At 54.5% G+C, this 22,258-nt stretch carries 19 protein-coding genes; 6 read left to right on the forward strand and 13 right to left on the reverse strand.

Annotated elements, in window-relative coordinates:
• Positions 1-54 precede the first annotated feature (54 nt).
• The gene (locus B880_RS0107085; protein ID WP_017346693.1) at positions 55-1,356 is read left to right on the forward strand and encodes an LLM class flavin-dependent oxidoreductase; all 1,302 of its coding nucleotides are present in this window, start codon (positions 55-57) and stop codon (positions 1,354-1,356) included.
• Between the two features lie 34 nt (positions 1,357-1,390).
• Here the strand turns inward: B880_RS0107085 and B880_RS0107090 are convergent, their stop codons facing one another.
• Both B880_RS0107090 and B880_RS0107095 read right to left on the reverse strand, forming a co-directional pair.
• Positions 1,391-1,780: an H-NS family histone-like protein gene (locus B880_RS0107090; protein ID WP_017346694.1), complete on the reverse strand. Its 390-nt coding sequence runs from the start codon at positions 1,778-1,780 to the stop codon at positions 1,391-1,393.
• A gap of 163 nt (positions 1,781-1,943) precedes the next feature.
• Complete coding sequence (locus B880_RS0107095) at positions 1,944-3,239, reverse strand: CitMHS family transporter (protein ID WP_017346695.1); 1,296 nt, start codon at positions 3,237-3,239, stop codon at positions 1,944-1,946.
• A 337-nt stretch (positions 3,240-3,576) separates the two neighbouring features.
• Between B880_RS0107095 and B880_RS0107100 the strand changes: the two genes are divergently transcribed.
• The 3 genes from B880_RS0107100 (at position 3,577) to B880_RS0107110 (ending at position 8,284) form a co-directional block, all read left to right on the forward strand.
• Positions 3,577-4,455, forward strand: coding sequence for a LysR family transcriptional regulator (locus B880_RS0107100; RefSeq protein ID WP_017346696.1), 879 nt, complete (start codon positions 3,577-3,579; stop codon positions 4,453-4,455).
• A 366-nt stretch (positions 4,456-4,821) separates the two neighbouring features.
• Complete coding sequence (gene fhuE, locus B880_RS0107105; protein WP_017346697.1) at positions 4,822-6,987, forward strand: ferric-rhodotorulic acid/ferric-coprogen receptor FhuE; 2,166 nt, start codon at positions 4,822-4,824, stop codon at positions 6,985-6,987.
• 238 nt (positions 6,988-7,225) lie between these two features.
• A complete protein-coding gene (locus B880_RS0107110; RefSeq protein WP_017346698.1) occupies positions 7,226-8,284 on the forward strand; it encodes an ABC transporter substrate-binding protein in 1,059 nt (352 codons plus the stop codon).
• A gap of 42 nt (positions 8,285-8,326) precedes the next feature.
• Here the strand turns inward: B880_RS0107110 and B880_RS0107115 are convergent, their stop codons facing one another.
• Genes B880_RS0107115 through B880_RS24825 form a run of 3 tightly spaced genes read right to left on the reverse strand, consistent with a single transcriptional unit; the run spans position 8,327 to position 11,533 of the window.
• Positions 8,327-9,394, reverse strand: coding sequence for a PLP-dependent cysteine synthase family protein (locus tag B880_RS0107115; protein WP_017346699.1), 1,068 nt, complete (start codon positions 9,392-9,394; stop codon positions 8,327-8,329).
• A 56-nt stretch (positions 9,395-9,450) separates the two neighbouring features.
• Positions 9,451-10,458 (reverse strand): ABC transporter permease, encoded by a 1,008-nt coding sequence (locus B880_RS0107120; protein ID WP_017346700.1) that lies wholly within the window; start codon positions 10,456-10,458, stop codon positions 9,451-9,453.
• A gap of 10 nt (positions 10,459-10,468) precedes the next feature.
• Entirely contained in the window at positions 10,469-11,533 is a 1,065-nt protein-coding gene (locus B880_RS24825) for an ABC transporter substrate-binding protein (RefSeq protein ID WP_017346701.1), read from the reverse strand.
• 192 nt (positions 11,534-11,725) lie between these two features.
• Between B880_RS24825 and B880_RS0107130 the strand changes: the two genes are divergently transcribed.
• Positions 11,726-12,505: an ABC transporter ATP-binding protein gene (locus B880_RS0107130; RefSeq protein ID WP_017346702.1), complete on the forward strand. Its 780-nt coding sequence runs from the start codon at positions 11,726-11,728 to the stop codon at positions 12,503-12,505.
• Between the two features lie 32 nt (positions 12,506-12,537).
• Here the strand turns inward: B880_RS0107130 and B880_RS0107135 are convergent, their stop codons facing one another.
• From B880_RS0107135 to B880_RS0107170, 8 genes are read right to left on the reverse strand one after another with little or no spacing between them, the layout of a single operon-like run.
• Positions 12,538-13,389, reverse strand: coding sequence for a VOC family protein (locus B880_RS0107135; RefSeq protein WP_017346703.1), 852 nt, complete (start codon positions 13,387-13,389; stop codon positions 12,538-12,540).
• Positions 13,390-13,409: 20 nt separating this feature from the next.
• Entirely contained in the window at positions 13,410-14,543 is a 1,134-nt protein-coding gene (locus tag B880_RS0107140; RefSeq protein ID WP_017346704.1) for an amidohydrolase, read from the reverse strand.
• A gap of 11 nt (positions 14,544-14,554) precedes the next feature.
• A complete protein-coding gene (locus B880_RS0107145; protein ID WP_017346705.1) occupies positions 14,555-15,652 on the reverse strand; it encodes an alkylhydroperoxidase domain protein in 1,098 nt (365 codons plus the stop codon).
• 14 nt (positions 15,653-15,666) lie between these two features.
• Positions 15,667-16,659, reverse strand: a complete 993-nt coding sequence (locus B880_RS0107150; RefSeq protein WP_017346706.1) for a putative FMN-dependent luciferase-like monooxygenase — start codon at positions 16,657-16,659, stop codon at positions 15,667-15,669.
• The gene (locus B880_RS0107155) at positions 16,656-18,269 is read right to left on the reverse strand and encodes a dipeptide ABC transporter ATP-binding protein (RefSeq protein WP_017346707.1); all 1,614 of its coding nucleotides are present in this window, start codon (positions 18,267-18,269) and stop codon (positions 16,656-16,658) included. The genes B880_RS0107150 and B880_RS0107155 overlap by 4 nt, the downstream gene beginning before the upstream one ends.
• On the reverse strand, positions 18,266-19,123 hold the full coding sequence (locus B880_RS0107160) for an ABC transporter permease (RefSeq protein ID WP_017346708.1): 858 nt from the start codon (positions 19,121-19,123) through the stop codon (positions 18,266-18,268). The genes B880_RS0107155 and B880_RS0107160 overlap by 4 nt, the downstream gene beginning before the upstream one ends.
• Positions 19,120-20,064 (reverse strand): ABC transporter permease, encoded by a 945-nt coding sequence (locus tag B880_RS0107165; protein ID WP_017346709.1) that lies wholly within the window; start codon positions 20,062-20,064, stop codon positions 19,120-19,122. Before B880_RS0107165 ends, B880_RS0107160 begins: the two co-directional genes overlap by 4 nt.
• Positions 20,065-20,079: 15 nt before the next feature.
• Positions 20,080-21,714 (reverse strand): TIGR04028 family ABC transporter substrate-binding protein, encoded by a 1,635-nt coding sequence (locus tag B880_RS0107170; RefSeq protein ID WP_017346710.1) that lies wholly within the window; start codon positions 21,712-21,714, stop codon positions 20,080-20,082.
• A 286-nt stretch (positions 21,715-22,000) separates the two neighbouring features.
• Here B880_RS0107170 and B880_RS24830 point away from each other — a divergent pair, with 286 nt between their 5' ends.
• Positions 22,001-22,198: a hypothetical protein gene (locus B880_RS24830; RefSeq protein ID WP_017346711.1), complete on the forward strand. Its 198-nt coding sequence runs from the start codon at positions 22,001-22,003 to the stop codon at positions 22,196-22,198.
• The last annotated feature ends 60 nt before the right edge of the window (positions 22,199-22,258 follow it).

Consider the following 22,258-nt stretch of genomic DNA (forward strand, 5'->3'; position numbering starts at 1 on the left):
ATGCCGTAATTGATTCTGTTTATGCATTATGCACTTTTTTGAACCAGGAAGATTATGCAAAGTTCATCACAACAACGTCGTTTGCGCTTGGGTCTGTTTGTACAACCGGTTGGTCAGCACGTGAGCGGCTGGCGGTTGACGGAAAATCTCGGATCGCCAACCGATATCGATTGGCTGATCACGCTGGCTAAGAAAGCGGAAGCGGGCACTTTTGATCTCTTCTTCGTTGGCGATGCGCTGGCGACCAGCATGTATCGACTGCCATCCACCATGGCGCGCCTTGAGCCACTGACCCTGTTGTCAGCACTGGCCGTCAACACGCGCCGTATTGGTCTGGCCGCAACGGCTTCCACCACGTTTAGCGATCCCTTTACTATGGCGCGTGCGTTCTCCTCGCTGGACCACATCAGCCGTGGCCGTGCCGCATGGAATGTCGTGACTTCCTTCTCTGCTGACGTCGCACGTAACTTTAGCCGTGAAGATATGCCGAACCACGCAGAGCGCTATGGCCGTGCGCGTGAGTTCCTGGACGTGGCTTTCAAACTGTGGGAAGGCTGGGAAGAGGGGGCGGTGCAGCCAGACGCAGCGAGCGGCCGTTACTTCGTGGATGAAAAAATTCAGCCTATCAACCACCAGGGTGAGCATTTCCAGGTGCAGGGACCGCTCAACATCACCCGTTCTCCACAGGGACGTCCAGTGATTATCGAAGCCGGCTCCTCTGCCGATGGGCAAAAACTGGCCGCAGAGACCGCAGAAGTGATCTTCACCGCGGCGGCGAGTCTGGAAGAGGCGCAAACGTTCTATCGTTCGCAGAAAGAACAGGTGGTTGCGGCAGGTCGTAACCCAGAGCACGTGGTGATTATGCCGGGTGTGATGCCGATTGTTGGACGCACGCGTGAAGAAGCACAGGCACTGTGGAAAGAACTGAACTCACTGGTTGATATCGAAAATGGTTTACGTCAGCTCTCGCTGCGTTTCAGCATGGATATGTCCCAGTTCCCACTGGATGGCCCGGTACCGGAAGTTCCGCTGGGTGAAGGGAATCAGAGCCGTGTGAAACTGATGACCGATATGGCAAAACGCGAAAACCTGACGCTGCGTGAGTTAGCTGCGGTTGCAGCAGGTTCACGTGGTCACCGTGTGATTGTCGGTACGGCTGAAGATATTGCCGATGACTTCCAGCTCTGGCTGGAGCAGGGTGGCGCAGACGGTTTCAACATCATGCCTGCGGTGATGTCAGAACAACTGGATCTGTTTGTTGAGCTGGTTATCCCTGAACTGCGCCGCCGTGGGCTGTTCCATGAAGATTATGAATACGCGACACTGCGTGAAAACTTAGGTTTACCGGTGGCCTGATAAAACTAAGCCAGCCGTTGAGGCTGGCTTTCGCTTAAATCAGGAAGTCTTCCAGAGAGCCACCGTTGTCGATGGCTTTCTTAATCGGTGAAGGTGTGCGACCCTGGCCGGTCCATGTCTTTTCCGCGCCATCTTCATCGGTGTAGCGGTATTTTGCTGGGCGCGCGGCGCGAGTTTTGGTCTCCTGAGCACTTCCCATCAACTCGCTGATATCAATTCCATCATTGAGCAGCATGGCACGATACTGAGCAAGCTTATCGGCTTTTTCCTGACTGGCAGCGTTTTCTGACGCCATTTCTTCGCGCCGTTCTGTAACTACCACTGAGAATTTATCTAACATCTCATCAAGCATGTCCACGTCCATTTCACGGACCAGAGCACGCAACGTGCGAATGTTATTTAAAGACTTTAACGCCTCGCTCATTCATTATCCTTTATAAAACTGCTTTATCTGAGTCGGGGAGTCTACGGCAAAAAGAGAAAGAAAGCGATATGAGTAAAGCGACGAAATTTACGCTGAAGACGTAACATCATTTCATAACAAATAAACGGAACGAAGCGCTCTTCGTTCCGAATAGTGGAATTAATTAACTCGAGTGATAAAAGGGAAAACCGGCTGTTACCAAACTGGCGACCAGTAATACTAGTGATGTTGCACAAGACCAACGCAGGGTGTTGCGCTGCACCTGGGCATAATCCTGTTGCAGCATGCCCACCAGCAAATAGGTCGAAGCCACTAAGGGGCTGAGGATATGTACCGGTTGCCCTACTAATGCGGCTCGTGCCATCTCGATAGGCTCAATCCCATACTGTCCTGCGGCTTCAACCAGCACTGGCAGCATCCCGAAATAGAACACATCGTTAGACACCATCCAGGTCACCGGAATACTGATTATCGCTGTAATCAGGGCGAGGTAAGGGCCGAGCGTATCCGGGATGACATGGACAATCCCTTTTGCCAGGCTGTCCGCCATCCCAGTACCGGAGAAGATGCCCGTAAAGACGGCGGCGGCAAAAATCAGGCTCGCAACGGAGAGAATCGCTCCCGCATGCTTTTGCAGCTGTTCCTGTTGTTCTGACAGTTTCGGATAGTTAATCAGGAACATTAGCGCGGTGGCTAACATAAACAGCCACGGCATCGGGATCACATCCAGTACCAGAACGGTCATCAGTGCAATGGTCAATGCCCAGTTACACCAGAAACGCCAGGCCGGACCACTGTTTTCCGGCAGTGAGAGTGTTGGCACTGTTGAAGAGATCTCTGGCGAGAAACCCAGACGGCGTCTCTCCTGACGGCCGAATATCCAGGCCATGACAAATGTCCACACGACGCAGGCCAATAATGGCAGCAGCATCGGAACAAATAACGATGAAATATCGGCTTTCACTGCGGCTGCGGCACGCGCCGTTGGACCACCCCAGGGAAACATATTACCCAACCCGGTACATTGCAGCAGGATGCAAGCCGCTTTCAGTTTTGATAATCCCACACGTTCGTAAATGGGCAGAAAAGCGGAGAGTACGATCATATATACCGTAGCGCCATCACCGTCCAGGGCCACAATAAAACCCAGTAATGCAGTGCCGAGATATATTTTTACCGGATCGCTATCAACAGAAGAGACGATTCTTCTGATGATGGGATCAAACATCCCGGCGTCGGTAACGCTCATAAAATAGAGCATGGCAAAAATCAGCATCACCCCGGTGGGTGCAACGGTACGCAACCCTTTCACCACCATCTCTCCGGTATCTGCTGTGTGTCCGGCCAGCAGGGCGAAAAGGGTAGGGATCAAGATCAAAGCGGTTATCGCCGACATTTTTTTGCTCAAAAGCAAGCCAATAAAAGTGACGATCATAAGCAGGCTGATGATCAATAGCATAGTTATTTCCTATATCAGAGGTTTATTATTTTTTACAATCATGCATCACAAAAAATACAAATATGAAACAGTTCTGGCGTTGGTGTTTTTCATTTTTCAGTCGTAAATAGTCATGGTTATTAATTAACGCTGACTGGTGTCGATCATTTTATGTTCGGAGTATTCCCCTGTGATTTTAGTGCCGGTTTATTGACAGTGTCGTTTTTGACACTGATATTTACAACCTATTTAGGCTTTACCTTCCGGTCCCTTCTCCAATGCTGTATAACCATCCTGGCATTACCTGAAGATAAATAATATTCTCTCATTTTTATGACTAAATTCCTGGCAGGAATGAATGGAACTGAAAGATCTACATTACCTACTGGCGGTACGCGAGACCGGGCACCTGGGCAAGGCCGCTCAGTCCCTTGGTATCACTCAGCCCGCGCTGACAAAATGCATCCAGCGCCTTGAGAAAATGTACTCAACCCGACTCATTCTGAAAGTTGGCCGTGGCATGCAACTGACGGAAGCGGGCATCCTACTTTGTGAACGTGCTCAAAAAGTTGTCCACCTGATGCAGGTGACACGACAAGACATGCAGGCTCTGGGAGAGGGCAAAGCAGGCGTGATTCGCATTGGCGTTGCCGCAACTGCCGCAGAATTCATGTTGCCACAGCTAACACATGAACTGCTGATGCGTGCCCCTACTGCCGTACTGGAAGTGCAGGTGGGTCTGAACGATCTGCTGCAGAAAAAACTGCGTGAGAACAAGATCGATCTGATTTTGGGCTTCTTACCGGGTCAAAATAATGAATTTGTTACCCGGCCGCTGGTAGAAGATCCGGTGGTGGTGGTTGCCAGCCGTAACCACCCGCTAGCGGGCATTCATCCTACACCAGAACAGCTAGAGCAATATCGCTGGTTACTGACTTCAGATAACGTAGCGACGCGGCAATGGTTAGAGCAGCGCTTGCGCAGCGGGGGCTATGCGGCACCCAGAGTCCAGATGTTAAGTAATACCATGTCACCCATGCGCCAGGTGATTGCGCAGACCCAACTGCTGAGTTTTATTTCTCGCCGTTTGTTACAGGGGCAGGAGTTATTAACTGAAATTCATCTGCCGTTGGTGATTATGCCGCGTACTTTTGGCTGGCAGTTCCGCTCATTGAGTGAACTCTCACCTGCTTCACGTCTGCTAGTCGAACTGGCCGAAAAACACTGGCGCTGGTGAGCAAAGCGAAAATGCACGCACGGATGTCGTGCATCTTCTCCTCGCGTTAAAGGATTTACAGTTCTGCCTTCGCCCCAATAAAGATATATTTTCACTTCGATACTCACGCAGCAAAACTATTATTCCGCGCAGCTCAGATGAAATAATTTCATTGAGGCAAGCGTTATTGTAAATAATCGGTAGCTACTGACAGTAACAACTTGCGCTGATAATAATAATGCGTATAGTTCTCATCAGCATTCTGTAAGTTATGCTGAATGATTCAGCATAGTTTAGGTGAAGCCTATCGTCTCGCCCCGTTCAGAGTGGGCAATGCGTTTGTCTGCACCTCTTCCAACACAACAATAAAAGCCGTCAGAGGATTTCATGATTAATGATGTTTCGCGCGTCAGGGATTCGTTCGTCCCAAAAACACCCCTTCGTCTCTCGCTGCTCACGCTGTTAGTGGCTAGCGCGCTGGCACATGCCGCCAGTACCGATCAGCCAACGTTAACGGTCAATGCGGATGCCAGCGGCAGCGGTGACAGCAGCAGTTCGCAGCAGGATTCCCAGGACTATGCGGTCAAAAGTACCCGAGCAGGCACTAAGCTTAATCTGGTACCCCGTGATGTGCCTCAGTCGATCAGCGTGATCACTGAACAGCGCATGAAAGATCAGAATCTACAAAATATTGGTGATGCGCTGGCGAACACCACTGGCGTGACGCTGTCACAAATTGACTCCGATCGACAGAACTTTTTCGCGCGCGGATTCTATATTAATAACTTCCAGTTTGATGGTATTCCTGCCACACAGAGCAACGTGTGGGACTTCGGCGACGCTTCACTCGATAGCTCGTTCTTTAACAGCATCGAAGTTGTGCGTGGCTCTACCGGCCTGATGAGCGGTTCCGGTAACCCGTCAGCAACTGTGAATATGCTGCGTAAACACGCGGACAGCCGAGAGTTTAAAGGCAATGTTTCAGCCAGCTACGGCACATGGGATAACCAGCGCTATGTGGCTGATTTACAGGCTCCACTGACGGAGTCGGGCAACGTGCGTGGTCGCCTGATTGCGGGTTATCAAGACCAGGACAGCTGGATGGATCGCTACCATAAACGCGAGAAATTCTTCAACGGCATGATTGATGCCGATCTTACCGACAGCACCCAACTTTCGGTGGGGTATATTTATCAGGAAAGCCACACCACTGACCCGTCATGGGGCGGGATGCCAATCTGGTACAGCAATGGCACTCGCGTTAACTACAGCCGCCATTTCAATGCCGCACCAGACTGGACCTTCTCTGACAAAGAGATCAAACAGGTTTATGCTACACTGACGCAAAACTTTGCTAACGGCTGGCAGGCGCGTGTAAATGGCACCTACACCGAGAACGTCTTCAATACCTTGCTGATGTATGGTTATGGCAATCCAGATCAGGAAACCGGCGAAGGCGTCGTGGGCTATGGCGGCTGGAATAAAGGAACGCGCAAAGTGGCGGCCTTTGATGCCTATGCCAGCGGACCGTTCGAGCTGTTTGGTCGCCAGCATGAGTTGATGTTTGGCGCAAACTATAGCCGTCAACACAGCCGCTTCTTCAATTCATCACCGACTGAAACGCTGGAACTGGGCGATTTCAACAACTGGAACGGGAATGTGGCCTACCCGGAGTGGAGCGACTGGTCACTCTATTCCGACGACACCATTCGTCAGAAATCGGTTTATACCGCCGCACGCTTCTCGCTGCTGGATCCGTTACACCTGATTGCGGGTGCGCGCTATACCCAATACAGCACCAACGGCACCACCGCGAACGTGAGCAAAAACGATCTGACGCCGTATGCCGGCCTGGTTTATGACATCAACGACACCTGGTCAGCTTACGCCAGCTATACGTCAATCTTCCAGCCGCAGACAGAACGTAACACTTCCGGGCAATACCTTGATCCGATTCGCGGCAAAACCTATGAAACCGGCCTGAAGTCCGACTGGTTCAATGGCCGTCTCACCACCTCCTTCTCGGTGTTCCGCACCGAGGAGCAGAACCTTGGGCAATCGCTTTCCAACACCTACGTCAATGGGTCAACGGAAGTGGCTTATCGTCAAACAAAAGGCGTGGTGAGCCGCGGTGCAGAGTTTGAGGTCAACGGTGCGTTAACCGATAACTGGCAAATGACCTTTGGCGCAGCACGTTATGTGGCTGAAGAGCGCGATGGCACGGCGGTTGAGCCGGATAAACCACGCACCACGCTGAAACTGTTTACCCGCTATCAGCCTTCTGCCCTGCCTGATTTGACCCTCGGTGGTGGCATCAACTGGCAGAGCAAAATCTGGGCTGACGACGCAGGTGGCCCAAATGGTCTGAATTATGTTGAGCAAGGCAGCTATGCTCTGGTCAACCTGTTTGGTCGCTATCAGGTCACTAAGCAGCTGTCCGCACAGGTTAACCTTAACAACCTGTTCGACAAGACCTACTACAGCTACCTCGACAGCTACTCAGTCTATGGCGCACCGCGTAATGTCTCGGTTAGCCTGAGCTACGATTTCTAATCCCCACCAGCCAGATAAAACACCTCTTCGGAGGTGTTTTTTTATATTACGGCTTCTTCTTTCGATAGATCATTCATTCACTTGTTTATAAGGTTTATATAATTTACACACCTAAATAACCTCATGCGAAATCAGCATAATTGCACCGCTGGCTCCTGCTTTGAATACAATTTATTCTGCTTCTGATTAATTAAAACCTTCACGATAGTTAACGGTTGTATTTAACAGGAGTTAAGCCGTGTCTGCATCTCATGCATTTTCCCGTCGTAAGTTCCTCAACTATTCTGCAGCGGCACTGGCAGCCTCCGCACTCCCTCGTTTTAGCTTTGCTGAAGACGCGATGGCGGGTATGGATATGCAGCCGGATATCTTACAGGGTGGTGCCGGAAAATACCGGCTGGCCAAACCTACGCCCATTCGCTTAGCCGTGAATGTGAATGCGATCTGTATCGCGCCGGTAGTCGTGGCCGACCAGCAGGGCTTTTTCAAACAGCATAATCTCGACGTGGAGTTTGTTAATTTTGGCAACTCAACGGAATTATTACTGGAGGCATTAGCGACCGGTAAAGCGGAAGCGGCCATTGGCATGGCGCTGCGCTGGTTAAAAGCGCTGGAATCCGGTTTTGATGTGAAACTCACGGCGGGAACCCACGGCGGCTGTATGCGATTGCTGGGGCTCACCGACGGGCCACAGACGCTGGAAGCGTTAAAGGGAAAAACCATTGGTGTGACGGACATGGCGGGGGCGGATAAGAACTTCTTCGCCTTGCTGTTGAAACGCCACGGCCTTGATCCCAATACCGATGTTGAGTGGCGCGCCTATCCACAAGACCTGTTGCCCATTGTGTTGAAAAAAGGCGAAATTCAGGCTGCAAGTGGCTCTGACCCGGTCATGTACCGACTGACGCAGGAGGCAGGCTACCGCGAGATTGCCACCAACCTCTCAGACGTTTACGCACACCTGAGCTGCTGTGTGGTTGGTACGCGTGGCAGCCTGATTCGCGATCAACCCGATGTCGCTGCCGCGATTACCCATGCGATCCTGCAAGCCCATGCCTATGCCGCTAAGCACCCTGATACCATCGGCACTGAATTCAACAGTAAGGCGCTGAACACCAACCCGGCGGAGATTGCTGCCGTGCTGCGCACCCATACGCACGGCCACTATTCAGTGGGGAACGCGTTCGTGAAAGAGATAGATGTTTACGCTCGTGATCTGCAGGCTATCAATGTGCTGCGCCCCGAGACCAATGCGCTTCAGTTTGCGCAGGGGATTACGGCTAACGTGCTGGTATAAGGAGAACGTCACGCCTCCTTGAAGTAACAGGAGGCGTGAAGATTAAACGGCTAAAGGCTGGGTAAGTAGCTGAATAGAGGTAACGGTTGCTACCGCTTGTTTCAGGTTTTCTGTTGCGATACGGGCGTCAAACAGTTGCGTTGAAAGATAGTTACCCCCGCCATCGGCCAGTAACACCACAATTCTCTTCCCCAGGTTCTCAGGTCGTGCGGCCAGCTGCTGTGCGGCAAACAACACCGCGCCTGAAGACTCACCCGCAAGAATGCCTTCTGACAGCGCCAGCTCTCGTGCTGCCTGATAAGCCTGCCAGGTTTCAACCGCTATCACTTCATCGTAAACGCTGTGGTCAAGATTAGAGGGGATGCGCTCCGGTGGCTGATTGGTGAACGCATGCACGCCGGTGATCTCCAGCGGTTCCGGGCGTTCGTCGCTAGGCTGCGAATCGGGGCCGGGTTCTACCGCCACCACCCGGATGTCAGGCGACTGTGACTTAAGGTAACGCCCGGTGCCGGAAAGCGTACCGCCGGTACCCACTGAGGCGACGAAAATATCCACTTTACCGGCGGTATCGCGCCAGATCTCCGGGCCAGTGGTGGCTTCATGGGCCTGTGGGTTGGCCGGGTTTTCCAGCTGTTGCAGGAAAAATACGTTGGGTTCGGCTTCCGTGACCTGCGCCACCAGCCAGCGCGAGGCAGCAACGAAATCGCCATCGGTGGCTTCAAAAAACTCCGGGAACCCCGGCACAATACTGAATGGCACGACTTCAGCACCAAAGGCGAGAGGGATTTTGCTGCGTTCAATGCTGACAAAATCGTTGATGTAGACACGAAAGCGATAGCCTTTGGCTGCCGCAATCGCCGCAACCCCAATGCCGGTATTCCCACTGGTGGTCTCGGCAATGATATCACCGGGTTTCAACTTGCCGCGACGTTCTGCATCTTCAATCATCGCCAGCGCGATACGATCTTTAACGCTGTGGTTGGGGTTAAACAATTCCAGCTTGGCGACGATCTCCGCCTGAAGTGACTGCTGCTGGCTAAAACGGTCTAAACGAACCAGAGGGGTATTGCCCACCAGTTGAGTAATCGAAGCGTAAATGGATTCAGCCATGATGGAACCTCATGCAAGGGAGAAGCACGCCAGCCTGTGCTGGCGTGGGAAAGGGGTTACCACTTAACGGTGTTACGCTGCCAGGCCAGCGTGCGATCGCGGACGACAAACAGCAGTGAAATTAACGATGAGAACAGCAGCGCCATCACAATCAGCGCGGCGTACATGTTGGCGTAGGCTGCCCAGCCCTGTGCCCACTGCAGATACCAGCCCAGCCCTGACTTCACGCCCATCATTTCTGCGGCGACCAGGACGGAGAAAGAGGCACCTAACCCCATAAACAGGCCGACAAACAAGCTGGGCAGTGAAGCCGGAACCGCAACGCGCAGCACGAGAAATAGCGCGTTCGCGCCTAGTGTACGGGCGACATCGTAATAGCGATTATCCACGCTCGCGACGCCAGACCAGGTCAGGACCGTCACCGGGAACCAGGTGGCTAACGCAATCAGGAACACGGCCGCAGAGAAGCTCGACGGGAAAAAGTACATCGACAGCGGTAACAGCGCGGTGGAAGGCACCGGGCCAAGGAAACGCAGGATCGGATGTACCCAGTAGCCCAGCCCGCGTGACCAGCCGATCGCCACCCCGGTAATGAACCCCGCGATGCTGCCATAGACATACCCCAATGCCAGCAAACGCAGAGAGTGCAGCACGCTATCCAGCAGGCGAGGCCAGTCAGTTACGTAGGCTTCGATTAAGGCGCGGGGAGGCGCAAAAAAGGGCAGCGGCAACAGTCCCAGTTTTGCTGTGCACAGCTCCCAAATGCCGGTCAGAATGGCTATCGCCGTTAACCAGCGCGCACTGCGCTTCAGCGGACTGAGCACCGCCAGTCGCGGTGCTGCGCTGCTCAGTAAGGTCAGTAGCGAGAGTAAAACCGCAAAGCCGATAAAAATATCATGGGTCTGAGCCACATAGCGCGGTGGGGCAAAACCCTGCACTTTATCAGGCAGGCCGGTCATTAATGCCACCAATGCCCACCAGAACAGCAGTGCTGTCCACACGGCCGGTTCGATGCGCTTAACGCGCGCCTGTTGCTGCTGTAGCGTCAGGGTTTCGCTGGACATGACTCTCTCCTCAGCTCGACATATTCATATGTTGATGGCCGCTGTCTGGCGTCGCCGGCAGCAGATTAGGCACATAGTGGTCGGCGAACTGCTGTGCATTGGTATCCGGACGAATCACGTTGATAGTTTTCAGCTCATTAACGTAAGTCGCAATCTCACCCCGCAGCTGTGCTCCGGTTGAGTGATGGCTATGGGTGTGCTCTTTTAACATCGCCGCGATAGACGCCACCGGAACCGAGCCGGGGACATATGGCTGGAAGATTTTAGCGGTTTCATCCGGGTGATCGGCTGTCCACTGTTGGGCATCAACAATCGCCTGGGTGATTGCCTTCGCAACCTCTGGATTGTCCCGCACCAGTGAACCGCGCAGACCTAGCACACAGCAGGTCATGTTCATGTACTCGCCGTGCATATTGTTCGACACTTCCACCAGGTCATGCTGATGCTTCAACAGCCAGCCTTGTGGGTCATCGGTCGCGAGCGCCTGAACTTCACCTTTGCGCAAGGCCTCACCAAACAGATCTTCCGGATATTGCAGCCAGTTAACCTGCTTATCGGGATCGATACCCTCTTTGGCCAGTTGGATGGCGAAGAAATTCCGAATCGGGCTGGCCTGGTCACTCACCGCGACGTTTTTACCCACCAGATCGCTGACCTTATTGATACCGCTCTCTTTAGGGGCCAGCAGGCGCATACAGCCACCGTGTGTGCCCACGGTAAGGTCAACATCGAAACCTTGCTCCAGCGGTTTCAACCAGCGCAGCGCCATACCAATACCGCCATCAGCCTGGCCGGTCGCGATGGCCTGTAACAGCGCATCAGTAGGCCCACTAAAATTTACCGGTTCAACGTTGAGGCCATATTTTTTAAAAAATCCCTGTTTCAGCGCAACGGAAATAGGGGCCTGACAGACGGCACTTTGCCCCCAGGCTAATTTAATGGTTTTAAGCGTTTTATCGTTATTCTCTGCCAATGCTGTGCCAGTAAATACCGGACTTAATCCAATCCCCACGCCCAGTGTCGCCAGACCGTGTAATAGGGTACGACGACTGAGAGAGATATTCTCGAATGCCATGACCTAATCCCTTATTAAAATGATTTTCACAAGTACTATCGCAAACGGATTTTCCCGCACCAAATAACAATCCCGCATGTATACATGCAATTTTTTATTATGTTTTGTCAGCAAACCCATAGCTGTAATCCGCATAGTGGGGTAGGGGAAAGCGTGCTATTCATGACAAAATTTCAGTGAGGAAATCAGCGTATGGCACTCTCAACATCTGGCGTGAATATCGATATTAATAAAGTCAGCCACCATTTTACTCTTGAAGGCAAGCATCTGCCGGTGCTGGAAAATATTAACTTACAGGTTAAACCCGGTGAATTTGTTGCACTGTTGGGTCCGTCCGGCTGCGGAAAATCGACGTTGCTGCGCTTGCTGGCAGGTCTTGAACCTCCTGCGTCAGGCGTGTTGAAAGAGGACGGCAAAGCGATCACCCATCCACATCCTTCACGCGTGGTCGTGTTTCAGGACCCAACGCTTTATCCATGGCGGACGGTGGCGGGCAACGTGGGTCTGGGTTTGCAGATCCGTGGTGAGGATAAAAAGCAGACGGAGCCGCAGGTGGCAGCGATGCTGAAACGCGTAGGTTTACAGCAATTTGCCCGCGCCTGGCCACATCAGCTTTCGGGCGGGATGGCACAGCGAGCCGCGCTGGCGCGTGCTTTGATTAATCAACCTCGCTTGCTGATCCTTGATGAACCGCTGGGCAAGCTCGATTCATTAACCCGTCTGCGTATGCAGCAAGAGATTGTCGATCTGTGGCAGGAGCAACAATTTACGGCGCTGATGGTGACCCATGACGTGGAAGAAGCCCTGGTGATGGCGAACCGCGTGGTGGTGTTTAGCCCCAGGCCCGCAAAGATACTGGATATTATCGAAGTCAGTCAGTCATTCCCGCGTCGGCGTGACGATCCACAACTGGTGGCACTGAGAAGTAAAATCCTCAGCTTGTTGGGCAGCGAAGAGGCCACGGCAGCCTGAGGAAAAGGGAGGGATCTCCTCCCGTTATCTCACTATTGGTGGAAGCGTAGAGCGACATTGAACGCCTGTCCTGGGGCAACAACGATCACATTATCCTGTTCGTCGAAGGGGATTTTGCTGAGCAGCAAACTGGCTTTCACCTTTTTGATGTCCTGGGTGCGGAAACTCAACGCGGCCATACGGGCACTCCCGTCATAATCATCTGGCAATGTACCAAAACGCTGCTCCACATGCTCTGCGGCGGCAAAGCGCACGGTAGCAGTGGCGGCATCCAGCACAAACGCGCCATCAGGGCAGGCCCGAATACGCCCGGCCCCAAACAGATGGCTGTAGACCTGAGCGGCGTAGGCGGGGTCCTGCGCGACGATAACAAACTCACTGATCGCCTCGACCCCGTTAGGGTGCTCTTGCCATACCGTCTGCCAGACAGCGGCGGGTGTCAGATGCTGGCAGAAAAAGGACCGACCATTAGGAACGAGAGCCGGGCGTAAGCGAACCGTGCGAAAGCGTGCTTCACTGGCACTGCCATTGGGGAGTGTGACGGGGCGAAAGAATTCAGCCGGTTCATCGCCATCCAGATCCTGACGCTCCAGATGGCGAAACTCCTCACTGGCATCCTCCGTCTTCCAGACCAGGCCGGTTAGCCCTATGGGTGCCTGCCAGAGTTCAGCCCGTTGGCTGGCATTCTGGGGTTCATACCCTAACAGCTCCAGATAGTTATCGGCAAAAATAGCCAGATGATTACTGGAGCCAAGGGAGTGATGACCGCGTTCTGTTAACTGAAAACCCAACTGGCGAAAACGTACGCTAGCCTCGTCAAGCTGATCCGCGACGTTGATCACCACGTGATCAAGCTGCGGCTGTGGGGAATATACCGTTTTCATCACACGCCTCCTTTTGCGCATCAGCATGCTGCGGCCTTGAGAGCCAGCGGTGCCAGTGCGGTGAAATAGCTGACGGCAGAGCCGATCAGCGCCTCGTTAGGATCAAACTGCGGGTGGTGCAAGCCGAACAGGCTACTGCTACCGATGCTGACAAACACCCCGGGTACATGATGCAGATAAAATGCAAAATCCTCACCGCCCATCAGTGGGGTGGCGGTTTGGGTGGCATAACCCTGTTTCTGTGCCAGATTAAGCGCGAAGTCCGCCCACTCCGGGGTATTGATTACTGCGGGTGGGCCTTCCTGCCACTCCAGCTCGACACGCGCATCAAACCCTGCCGCGATGCCCTGTGCCAGGCGACGGATCTTCTCGGGGATTTGACCCCGGATCGTCGTGTCATGGGTGCGAACGGTTCCTTCCAGTTCCACGGTTTCCGGTAAAACATTCCAGGTATTCCCGGCGGTGAAGCGCGTTACGCTGATCACCACCGAGTCCAGCGCACTGAACTGGCGCGCAGGAATGGCATGGAGTGCAGTGACGATTTGGCTGGCAATGGGGATCACATCAATCCCTTCCTGAGGACGTGCCGCGTGAGCTCCCTTGCCATGAATGCGCAGGGTAAAGCGATCAACATTGGCATAGTAAGCACCGCCGCGCGTTCGGAAAGTGCCAATCGGTAGTTCGGGCGCATTGTGCATGCCAAAAATGGCCTGCACGCCTTCCAGTGCACCAGCATCAATCAGCTGCTGTGCGCCATTGAACGTCTCCTCTGCGGGCTGGAATAAAATACGTACCCGGCCCGGCAGCGAGGCTTCCTGTAATTTGAGCTGTTGCGCCACACCGAGCATGACGGTGGTGTGCACGTCATGGCCGCAGGCGTGCATAACGCCTGGGTTTTGTGAACGCCACGGCAGTTTAGTGGCTTCTTCGATCGGCAGTGCATCAATGTCTGCCCGAAGCGCGATCAGCGATTCACCCTGGCCGATTTCAGCCACTACGCCGGTTTTCAGCCCCAGAGGCAGCAACCGAATATCACTTTGTTGTAACCAGCGGGTGATGCGCTCTGTGGTGGCGAACTCCTGATTCGACAGTTCAGGATGCTGGTGCAATTCGCGACGTATTTGCACCAGTTGTTCTGTGGTAAACGTGGTCATGGCAGTTCCTGTTATTCAGCCGGTACAAAAGGTTCGCCCAGAGTGAGCATCAGTCGGTTGGCCCAGGCAAAGAACGCGGTCGACTGCACTACATCCAGCAGGGCTAATTCGTCCAGAGCCAAATCTCGTAGCGCGCTTATCTGTTGCTGAGTGGCGCGAGGCGGGGTTACGGATAAAGCTGCAGAGAAATCAATAATCGCCTGCCAGCGGGCAGGTTGGCCCGTTGATAACACTGCACCCGGTGCGGTTTGTAATAAACGTTCAACGTCGCTGTTCTGTTTGGACAGTTGGCTGGCTTTACGCGCATGCACTGAGGCGCAATAGATGCAGCCGTTCACTTTGCTCACCACGGTGGCCGCCAATTCACGTTCCGCGCGTGGTAATCCGCCAGCGGTGTAAAAAATGCCTTTATCGGTCAGGGTACGCTGTTCCAGTAGGGGCAGGTTGCGCCCCAGCAGGCGGAAATAGTCCGAATCACTGTGTCCGTTCCTGGCCAACGTCGCTTGCTCATCAGGCGTAAAGGCGGTCAGGGGTTTTGCCACTAACCACGGCTCCCAGCCCAGTTCCTGTTGCGTGAAAGCGGTAAGGGCAGTCTTGCCACTGGCGGTCAGTGGTGCGTTATGCCAGCGTCCAGCGAGCACTGGTTCATGTGACGTTGTCACTTCTTGATCCTGCAACAGATGGAGTCCAGCCAGCAGTCGGCTCTGGAAACTCACAAAGGCAACCAACTGCGCCAATGTGACAATGCCGCGTTCGCTCCATCCTGCCAGCGTGAGATGTGCAATGTGCTGGGGTGCCGCTTCTACCGGTTCAAAGGTTAAGCGGCGAGCAAACGCTTCCGCCTCCTGAATACGTGGGGTATCGCTCAGCTCACCCGACAACTGCTCGTAATGGTGTTCCAGCGCCTGTTGTCCATGCCAGCCCGCAACCCGGGTCGCGAACCAGTAACGTTCCGCGAGGGGAAAGTCTTTATCATCCTGGCCAAACAGGACGTCATAACTTCCCTGGGCGTGTTCTGTGGCCGCGCTGCGGGTGTGTCGTGCAGCGGCAAGTGGGCTTTGTGGGTCAATATCCGCCAGGTTTGCCAGCAAATCTGCGTGATCGGTCATGTCCTTTTCTCCTGTCAGCGTTGCAGTTGCGGCACGATCTGTGCGGCAATCAGTTCAATAGAGCGCAAAATATCCGCGTGTGGCGGATCGATGGAATGTACCTGGAAGGAAATATCGGTGACGCGATCCAGTACGCTATCCTGGGCCAGCGAGGCGTTAACGGTGGCAACGTCGCCCACATGGGCATCAAACTGACGCAGGTAATCATCCAGCGTATTGCCGTCAACACGGTGGCCCGCTGCACAAAAGTGCTCCGCCTGTTCTGTCAGGCCGGGCAGCGCCAGTTCACGCGCACGTGCCAGGTTATCGGCGACAAACACCGTGCGTGAAGCCAGTATGCGTGGCTCAACACCCGCAGGGAGCGCGGCCAGATAGGCGTCTATCATCGGGTTTTGTATCTCTGGCAGCGGTAAATCTGGCCGTTCGGCCGGGCGTGGTTGGGTGCGTGACAGCATCAACCCGTGACCGGCGGCACCGGCTCGCGCTGCGCCTTCCACCGAAAACGTGGCGATCCACACCCGTTTAGCCAACTGGGGCGCGGGCGGGTAAAGGTGGTTGTCAGGGTGAGCAATATCATCGCCCCGCCAGGCCGCCAGCAAGGTGTGCAGATGTTGAGCAAACGTCTCTGCACGCTGATCAATCGTCAGGCCGAAGGGCAGAAATGAGGTGGCTGTTCCACCGGAGCCAAAACCCAGCTCCACTCTTCCACCCGAAAGCAAGTCCAGCACGGCGGCATCTTCCGCGACGCGCAGCGGTGTCTCCAGCGGTAAAGTGATAATCGCGGTGCCGAGGCGAATGCGCTGAGTCTGCGCCGCCACATGTGCGAGAAAGACTAACGGAGAGGGCAGTCCCCCTTCGTTTTCATGAAAGTGGTGCTGGGCAATCCAGGCGGTATCAAACCCTAGACGTTCAGCATGTAATATTTGCTCGGTAGCCAGGCGATAGCGCTCTCCGGCGCTGACTTTATCCAGCAGACGAGTGAAAAAACCAAAACGTTTCCGCGTCATGCGGGCTCCTCCATTAACGGCTTGAAATGTGGGATAGCGGCAATCAGCTCGCGGGTATAGGCGTGGGCTGGTTGGCTGAAGAGGGTTGCGGTATCCCCCTGTTCAATGACTTCCCCGTGCCGCAACACCGTGACGCTGTCAGCGATATGGCGCACGGTAGCGAGATCGTGCGTGATGAACAGGCAGGTGACGCCGGACTCATCCTGTAACGAGGCGATAAGGCGCAGGATTTGTGCCTGCACGGTGACATCCAGTGCGGAGGTGGCTTCATCCAGTACCAGAATCTCGGGTTGCAGGATCAGTGCCCGCGCAAGCGCTACGCGCTGGCGTTGCCCACCGGAAAGGGCTTGGGGCTTGCGCGCGAGCAATTCGATCGGCAACGCCACGCGCCGGGTAATCGCTTCCACCTGCTCCCGTCGCTCAGCGCGGCTTAAGCGTGAGAAATTGCGCAGGGGTTCTTCAATGATGTGAAACAGGGTCTGACGCGGGTCCAGCGACGCGTAAGGGTTTTGGTACACCAGTTGAATGCGGCGACGCAGTTGGCGTAGATCTTCCCCACGCAGATTGTGCAGTGGCGTGCCTCCCAGCGTAATGGTGCCGGAATCCGCATGCTCGAAGCCGAGCAGAATACGTGCCAGGGTGCTTTTTCCGCTGCCGGATTCTCCCACCAGCGCGTGTAAACTGCCGCGTTTAACCGCGAAAGAAACCTGATTCAGCGCCTGTAAATGCTGTTTACCCCCGAGGGAAAAACGCTTATTTACAGCCTCTACCGTAATCATATTTTGTTCGCTGATGCGGCGAGTGGCCGCACGTTCCACTGCGGGCACGGCATCCTGAAGTAACTGCCGCGTATAGGGATTACGCGGAGCGGTAATGACCTCGCGGGTGTTGCCCGCTTCCTGTAGCTCCCCATGACGAAAGACAAGAATACGGTCGGCCCGTTCGGCGGCCAGCGCCAGATCATGGGTGACAAACAGCACGGCGGTGCCGGTTTCCTGACGAAGTTCATCAATCAGATCCAGAATGTGACGTTGTACGGTCACGTCCAGCGCGCTGGTTGGCTCATCGGCAATGATCAGTTCCGGTTTGCAGGCGAGGGCAATGGCTATTAAGACGCGTTGTTTCATGCCGCCAGAGAGCTGATGCGGGTACTGTGCAACGCGCTGTTCGGGGTAGCTGAGGCCGACACGGCTTAACAGTTCAAGCACCCGTTGCTGGCGCTGCACACGGCTCAGGCGCTGATGCAGTTTCAGCATCTCTTCAACCTGTTCACCCACCGTTTTCACCGGATTGAGTGAGTTGCCCGGATCTTGTGGCACCAGGCTGATACGGCTACCGCGCAGTTGTTGCCATTGACGAGGTGACCAGTGGCTGATGTCGGTGCCGTTCAGGTGAATAGCGCCCCGATCGCGGCGGCCATTTTCCGCCAACAGGCCGATGATGGCCTGGGCGGTGGTGGTTTTACCGGAGCCTGACTCCCCCACCAGCGCCACGATTTCACCGGCTTTGAGCTCAAAGCTCACGTCATGCACCACCTGGTGCCAGTGATGATCGCGACGGTAGCTGAGACTCAGGTTTTCGACTTTTAACAGCGGTGTGGTCTGGCTCATCGCGCCGCTCCTGCCAGTTGGCGGCTGATACGGTTAGTGGCTAACACCACGATCACCACCACCAGGCCGGGAAAGGTAGTCAGCCACCATGCGGTAGAGAGATAGTTGCGCCCCTCGGCAATCAGCAGCCCCCACTCCGGCATCGGGGGTGGCGTGCCATATCCGAGGAAGCCGAGCGTGGCCAGCGCCAGGATGCTCTGACCAAACTGCAAGGCAGCGTAAGCGATCACCGCAGTGAGTGAATTGGGCAGAATGTGCCGCCACAGGATGCTAAAGAAGGTGCCACCGCTGCCCTGTGCCGCTTCAACAAAAGCGCTGTGGCGCAGACGTACCACTTCACCGCGTACCAGACGGGCAAAGCTGGCAATGGAGGCGATCCCCACGGCGAGCGCGGCATGTAACGTGCCGAAGCCAAGCAGAATAAGAAAACTCAGAGACAACAGCAGTGAAGGAATAGAGAGCAGTACATCCACCAGGCGCATGATGAGTGTCTCGATCCGGCCACCCAGACTGCCTGCGATCAGGCCGAGCGCGGTGCCAGGAATCAGCCCCATCAATACCGCCAACAGCGCGGCCGATAGCGTATGTGATGCTCCCCAGAGAATACGGGCGTAGAGATCGCGGCCCAGTTGATCGGTTCCCAGCCAGTGGTCACTTGCCGGGGGCAGACGTTGCGCGCCTGCAATCCCCTCGGTGGGGCTGTAATGGGTGAACCACTGCGGTGCGAATGCCACGATCACCACCAGCACAATCACCGTCCAGGCCAGCCACAGCCCAGGTTGCAGGCGGAGCAGACGCGGCGTGGCCGGTTGCGGTTCATTCGATCGGGCGACAGAGTAATCCACCAGGCTCATCGTGCTTCTCCCGATAGGGTATGTAAACGAGGGTCAAGCAGCGGCATTAGCGCATCGACCAGTAAATTAATCAGGACAAAGCCAAGGGCAGAGATCATCACAACCGCCTGTAACACCGCGACATCCTGGTTGTTCACCGCCTGTTGCGTGAGTTGACCAATGCCGCCAAGGCCAAACACGGTTTCGGTAATCAATGCACCGGCGATCAGCTCACCCAGCAGCAGACCGGCAACCGTCAATGCGGGCAGCAACGCATTGCGCATGACGTGACGCCACAATATGCGGTTTTCACTGGCACCTTTAGCCCGGGCAACGGCCACAAAGGGCAGCGTCTGGACCTCGTCAATGCTGCGCAGGAGGATCTGCGCCAGTGGCGCTGAAATCGGCACCGCCACGGTCAAAACCGGTAAAATTAGCCCCTGTAACGGCGAAGGATTGATCACCGGTACCCAACGCAGCTGAAAGGAGAACAGCTGAATCAACGCGATGCCGAGCCAGAATGTGGGTAGAGAAATAAACAGGGCTGGCACCGAGTGCAGCCAACGGCTCAGTGGGCGCAGCCAGCGTTGGTTTGCCAGCGTTGCCAGCAACAATGCCAGCACCACCGCGAGGGCAAATCCTGCTACGGCCAGGCTCAGGGTGTCTGGCAGGTTGCTGGTCAGCTGTTCACTGACCGGGACGCCGGCCTGAATGGAGAAACCAAAATCCCCGTGCAGCATGGCGAACAGCGTATGGAAATACTGTTGCCACAACGGCGTATCGGCACCGTAGGCGAGACGCATTTCAGCAATCTGCGCCGGGCTCAGCCCCAGGTCAGGGTTCTGAAACTTAATCAGCACCGCATCACCCGGTAATACCTGCAACAGCAGGAAGGAGAGGGTAAAGGCGGCCCATAACACCAACACGCCCTGGCCCACTCTTCGCAGCAGAAAATGCCCCATGACTTACCCTCTCACTCAGTGCTTTTCAAGCCACGCGCCGTAGAACGAAGGGCGGCCAACGGCTTCAAAACTGACGCCTTTAAACCACGGCGCACCGGCGAAGACCTGTGGCTCTTCAAACACCGGGATGACATAAGCCTGATCGATCAGATAGCGCTGTACATCCCCCGTGAGCTGTAGGCGTTTGGCCGGATCGACTTCTGCTGAGATATCCACCAGCAACTGGTTGAGTTTGTCGTCACGGAAACTTTTCACTTTGTCGCTGGAGCCGCCTTTTTGCAGCAGCGCATCGCGGTTAGTGGGGTAGAAGCTGCTCTTCACCACATCGGGATCGGCGCGGCCCACTTCAGTGACGTTAAGCGGTGTTTTCAATGGGTCGAGGCTATCCAGAGTACGGCTACCGGCATCACCGGCTTTCACGCTTAGCGCCACGCCAACCTCACGCCATTGCTGAGCAATCAGTTGCAGGACTTCTTTATTCTGTGGCTGAGGCAGTGATTCATACACGGTCAGCGCAAGGCGTTGGCCGTCTTTCACACGAATGCCATCCGGTCCGGGTTTCCAGCCAGCTTCATCAAGCAGTTTCTTTGATAATTGCGGGTCAAATTTCAGCTTATCAGCAAGATTGACGTAGCCTGCGGCACTGGCGGCCAGCAAAGACGTGGCTTGCGGGTAGTTAGGTGAAAACAGCGTCTGCACCACCTGATGCGTATTGGTGGCATGCAGCAAAGCCTGGCGCACGCGGATATCGCTGACCAACGGGTTATCCGGGCGGAAACTGATGCTATCGTTGACGCCCCGGGTGGGTGCGGCATAAATAGGGAATTTTTGCGCTTCGGCCTGCTTCTCATCGTAGGCCTGGACCTGACGAATAAAATCAGCCTGGCCCGCCAGCAGCGCACCGATGCGCACGCTGTCTTCCGGCGTAACAATCACTTTGATGCCATCAAGATTGGCCGGGCCTTGCTGAGCAATGTTTTTCGGCCCCCAGTGATAGTCTTTGCGTTTCACCAGATCGACTTCACGGCCCAGTTTTTCGTCACTGACTACGAACGGACCCGATCCGATGATATGGCGCGCATCCCCCAACTGGTCAAAACTGCGGTTCAGGGTGCTAAGTGACACCAGACCTGAACCAATGGTGGCTGTACCTTGCAGGAAGCCCGGTGACGGTTTCTTGAAGAAGAACTTCACCGTCAAAGGATCCACCACTTCACTGTGGTCGTAGTTGTTGATCACTTCGGACACCGGCAGATGCTTCTCTTTATTTCCCAGTCCGTAGGTATCAAAGTTTTTAGCCACCGCATTGGCATCCAGCGGTGTGCCGTCAGAGAAGGTAATGCCAGGGCGGATTTTAAAGGTATATTCGGTTTTATCCGCGTTGCTGGTCCAGCTCTCCGCTACCCAGGGCTCGACCTGTAAGGTGTTAGGATTTTGCCAGGTGAGCTTATCGGTGATCTGGTTGAGAATACCGCCGTTAGGATAGAAACCCCCAGCGGGTGGATAGAGGTTAGTATGTGCCTGCTGTTCCAGGTAAATTAAGGTACCACCCTGAACCGGCTTATCTGCCGCCAACGCGCTGAAACTCCCGGCGAGTAATGTAATAGCGATTGCACTTTGTACTGGTGAAAGCGAAAAACGTTTTTTCATCTCGATGCCTTTATTATTAAGTACCTTTAGCGGTCTTAAATCATCATCGAATGTGATACCAAACAGGTGAAGCAACGAATTGAGCTTAGCTTTGCTGCAATAAACAAATAGAACGCCAGCGACGCTTTTCTCCTTTATTTCATGCTAATTTCGGCACATAACTGCCTGATTGCTGATGTCTATTGCCAGATTTGTTATTAAGGTGAGGCCACACCTACGGATGGCTTCTAATCACATAAGATTTTCTTTATAATGATGCTCCATCTGGACAAAAAAGGACACGGACGTGGGCGTCATTCTTCTGTTAGCACTTCTCGCATGTATCCCGGCAACCATCGCTAAGCTCAAAGGACACTCGTTTATCGCGTGGTGGTTCTACGGGGTCTTTCTGCTGGTGGTTGCGTTGATTCACTCACTGTTTTTACGTAAGAAGCCGAAAAATCCAGAGCCGGTTCCCGTGGACATGCGTGGCAAGGTGAACTGAGCCATCACCGATCTGACTTACAGTAGCGATGGCGTACATCATCGCTACCTTTTACCGTTG

Origin of the sequence: Pantoea sp. A4 (assembly GCF_000295955.2) — a bacterium.
In the GTDB taxonomy this organism is placed as follows: Bacteria; Pseudomonadota; Gammaproteobacteria; order Enterobacterales; family Enterobacteriaceae; genus Pantoea; species Pantoea multigeneris.

What these genes read in the sequence shown, in the direction of transcription:
- B880_RS0107155 (WP_017346707.1), bottom strand. Translation starts at nt 18,269, where the DNA reads ATGAGCCAGACCACACCGCTGTTAAAAGTCGAAAACCTGAGTCTCAGC.
- B880_RS0107085 (WP_017346693.1), top strand. Translation starts at nt 55, where the DNA reads ATGCAAAGTTCATCACAACAACGTCGTTTGCGCTTGGGTCTGTTTGTA.
- B880_RS0107120 (WP_017346700.1), bottom strand. Translation starts at nt 10,458, where the DNA reads ATGTCCAGCGAAACCCTGACGCTACAGCAGCAACAGGCGCGCGTTAAG.
- B880_RS0107140 (WP_017346704.1), bottom strand. Translation starts at nt 14,543, where the DNA reads ATGACCACGTTTACCACAGAACAACTGGTGCAAATACGTCGCGAATTG.
- B880_RS0107165 (WP_017346709.1), bottom strand. Translation starts at nt 20,064, where the DNA reads ATGGGGCATTTTCTGCTGCGAAGAGTGGGCCAGGGCGTGTTGGTGTTA.
- B880_RS0107170 (WP_017346710.1), bottom strand. Translation starts at nt 21,714, where the DNA reads ATGAAAAAACGTTTTTCGCTTTCACCAGTACAAAGTGCAATCGCTATT.
- B880_RS0107100 (WP_017346696.1), top strand. Translation starts at nt 3,577, where the DNA reads ATGGAACTGAAAGATCTACATTACCTACTGGCGGTACGCGAGACCGGG.
- B880_RS0107150 (WP_017346706.1), bottom strand. Translation starts at nt 16,659, where the DNA reads ATGACGCGGAAACGTTTTGGTTTTTTCACTCGTCTGCTGGATAAAGTC.
- B880_RS0107145 (WP_017346705.1), bottom strand. Translation starts at nt 15,652, where the DNA reads ATGACCGATCACGCAGATTTGCTGGCAAACCTGGCGGATATTGACCCA.
- B880_RS24825 (WP_017346701.1), bottom strand. Translation starts at nt 11,533, where the DNA reads ATGGCATTCGAGAATATCTCTCTCAGTCGTCGTACCCTATTACACGGT.
- B880_RS0107135 (WP_017346703.1), bottom strand. Translation starts at nt 13,389, where the DNA reads ATGAAAACGGTATATTCCCCACAGCCGCAGCTTGATCACGTGGTGATC.
- B880_RS0107160 (WP_017346708.1), bottom strand. Translation starts at nt 19,123, where the DNA reads ATGAGCCTGGTGGATTACTCTGTCGCCCGATCGAATGAACCGCAACCG.
- B880_RS0107095 (WP_017346695.1), bottom strand. Translation starts at nt 3,239, where the DNA reads ATGCTATTGATCATCAGCCTGCTTATGATCGTCACTTTTATTGGCTTG.
- B880_RS0107115 (WP_017346699.1), bottom strand. Translation starts at nt 9,394, where the DNA reads ATGGCTGAATCCATTTACGCTTCGATTACTCAACTGGTGGGCAATACC.
- B880_RS0107090 (WP_017346694.1), bottom strand. Translation starts at nt 1,780, where the DNA reads ATGAGCGAGGCGTTAAAGTCTTTAAATAACATTCGCACGTTGCGTGCT.
- fhuE (WP_017346697.1), top strand. Translation starts at nt 4,822, where the DNA reads ATGATTAATGATGTTTCGCGCGTCAGGGATTCGTTCGTCCCAAAAACA.
- B880_RS0107130 (WP_017346702.1), top strand. Translation starts at nt 11,726, where the DNA reads ATGGCACTCTCAACATCTGGCGTGAATATCGATATTAATAAAGTCAGC.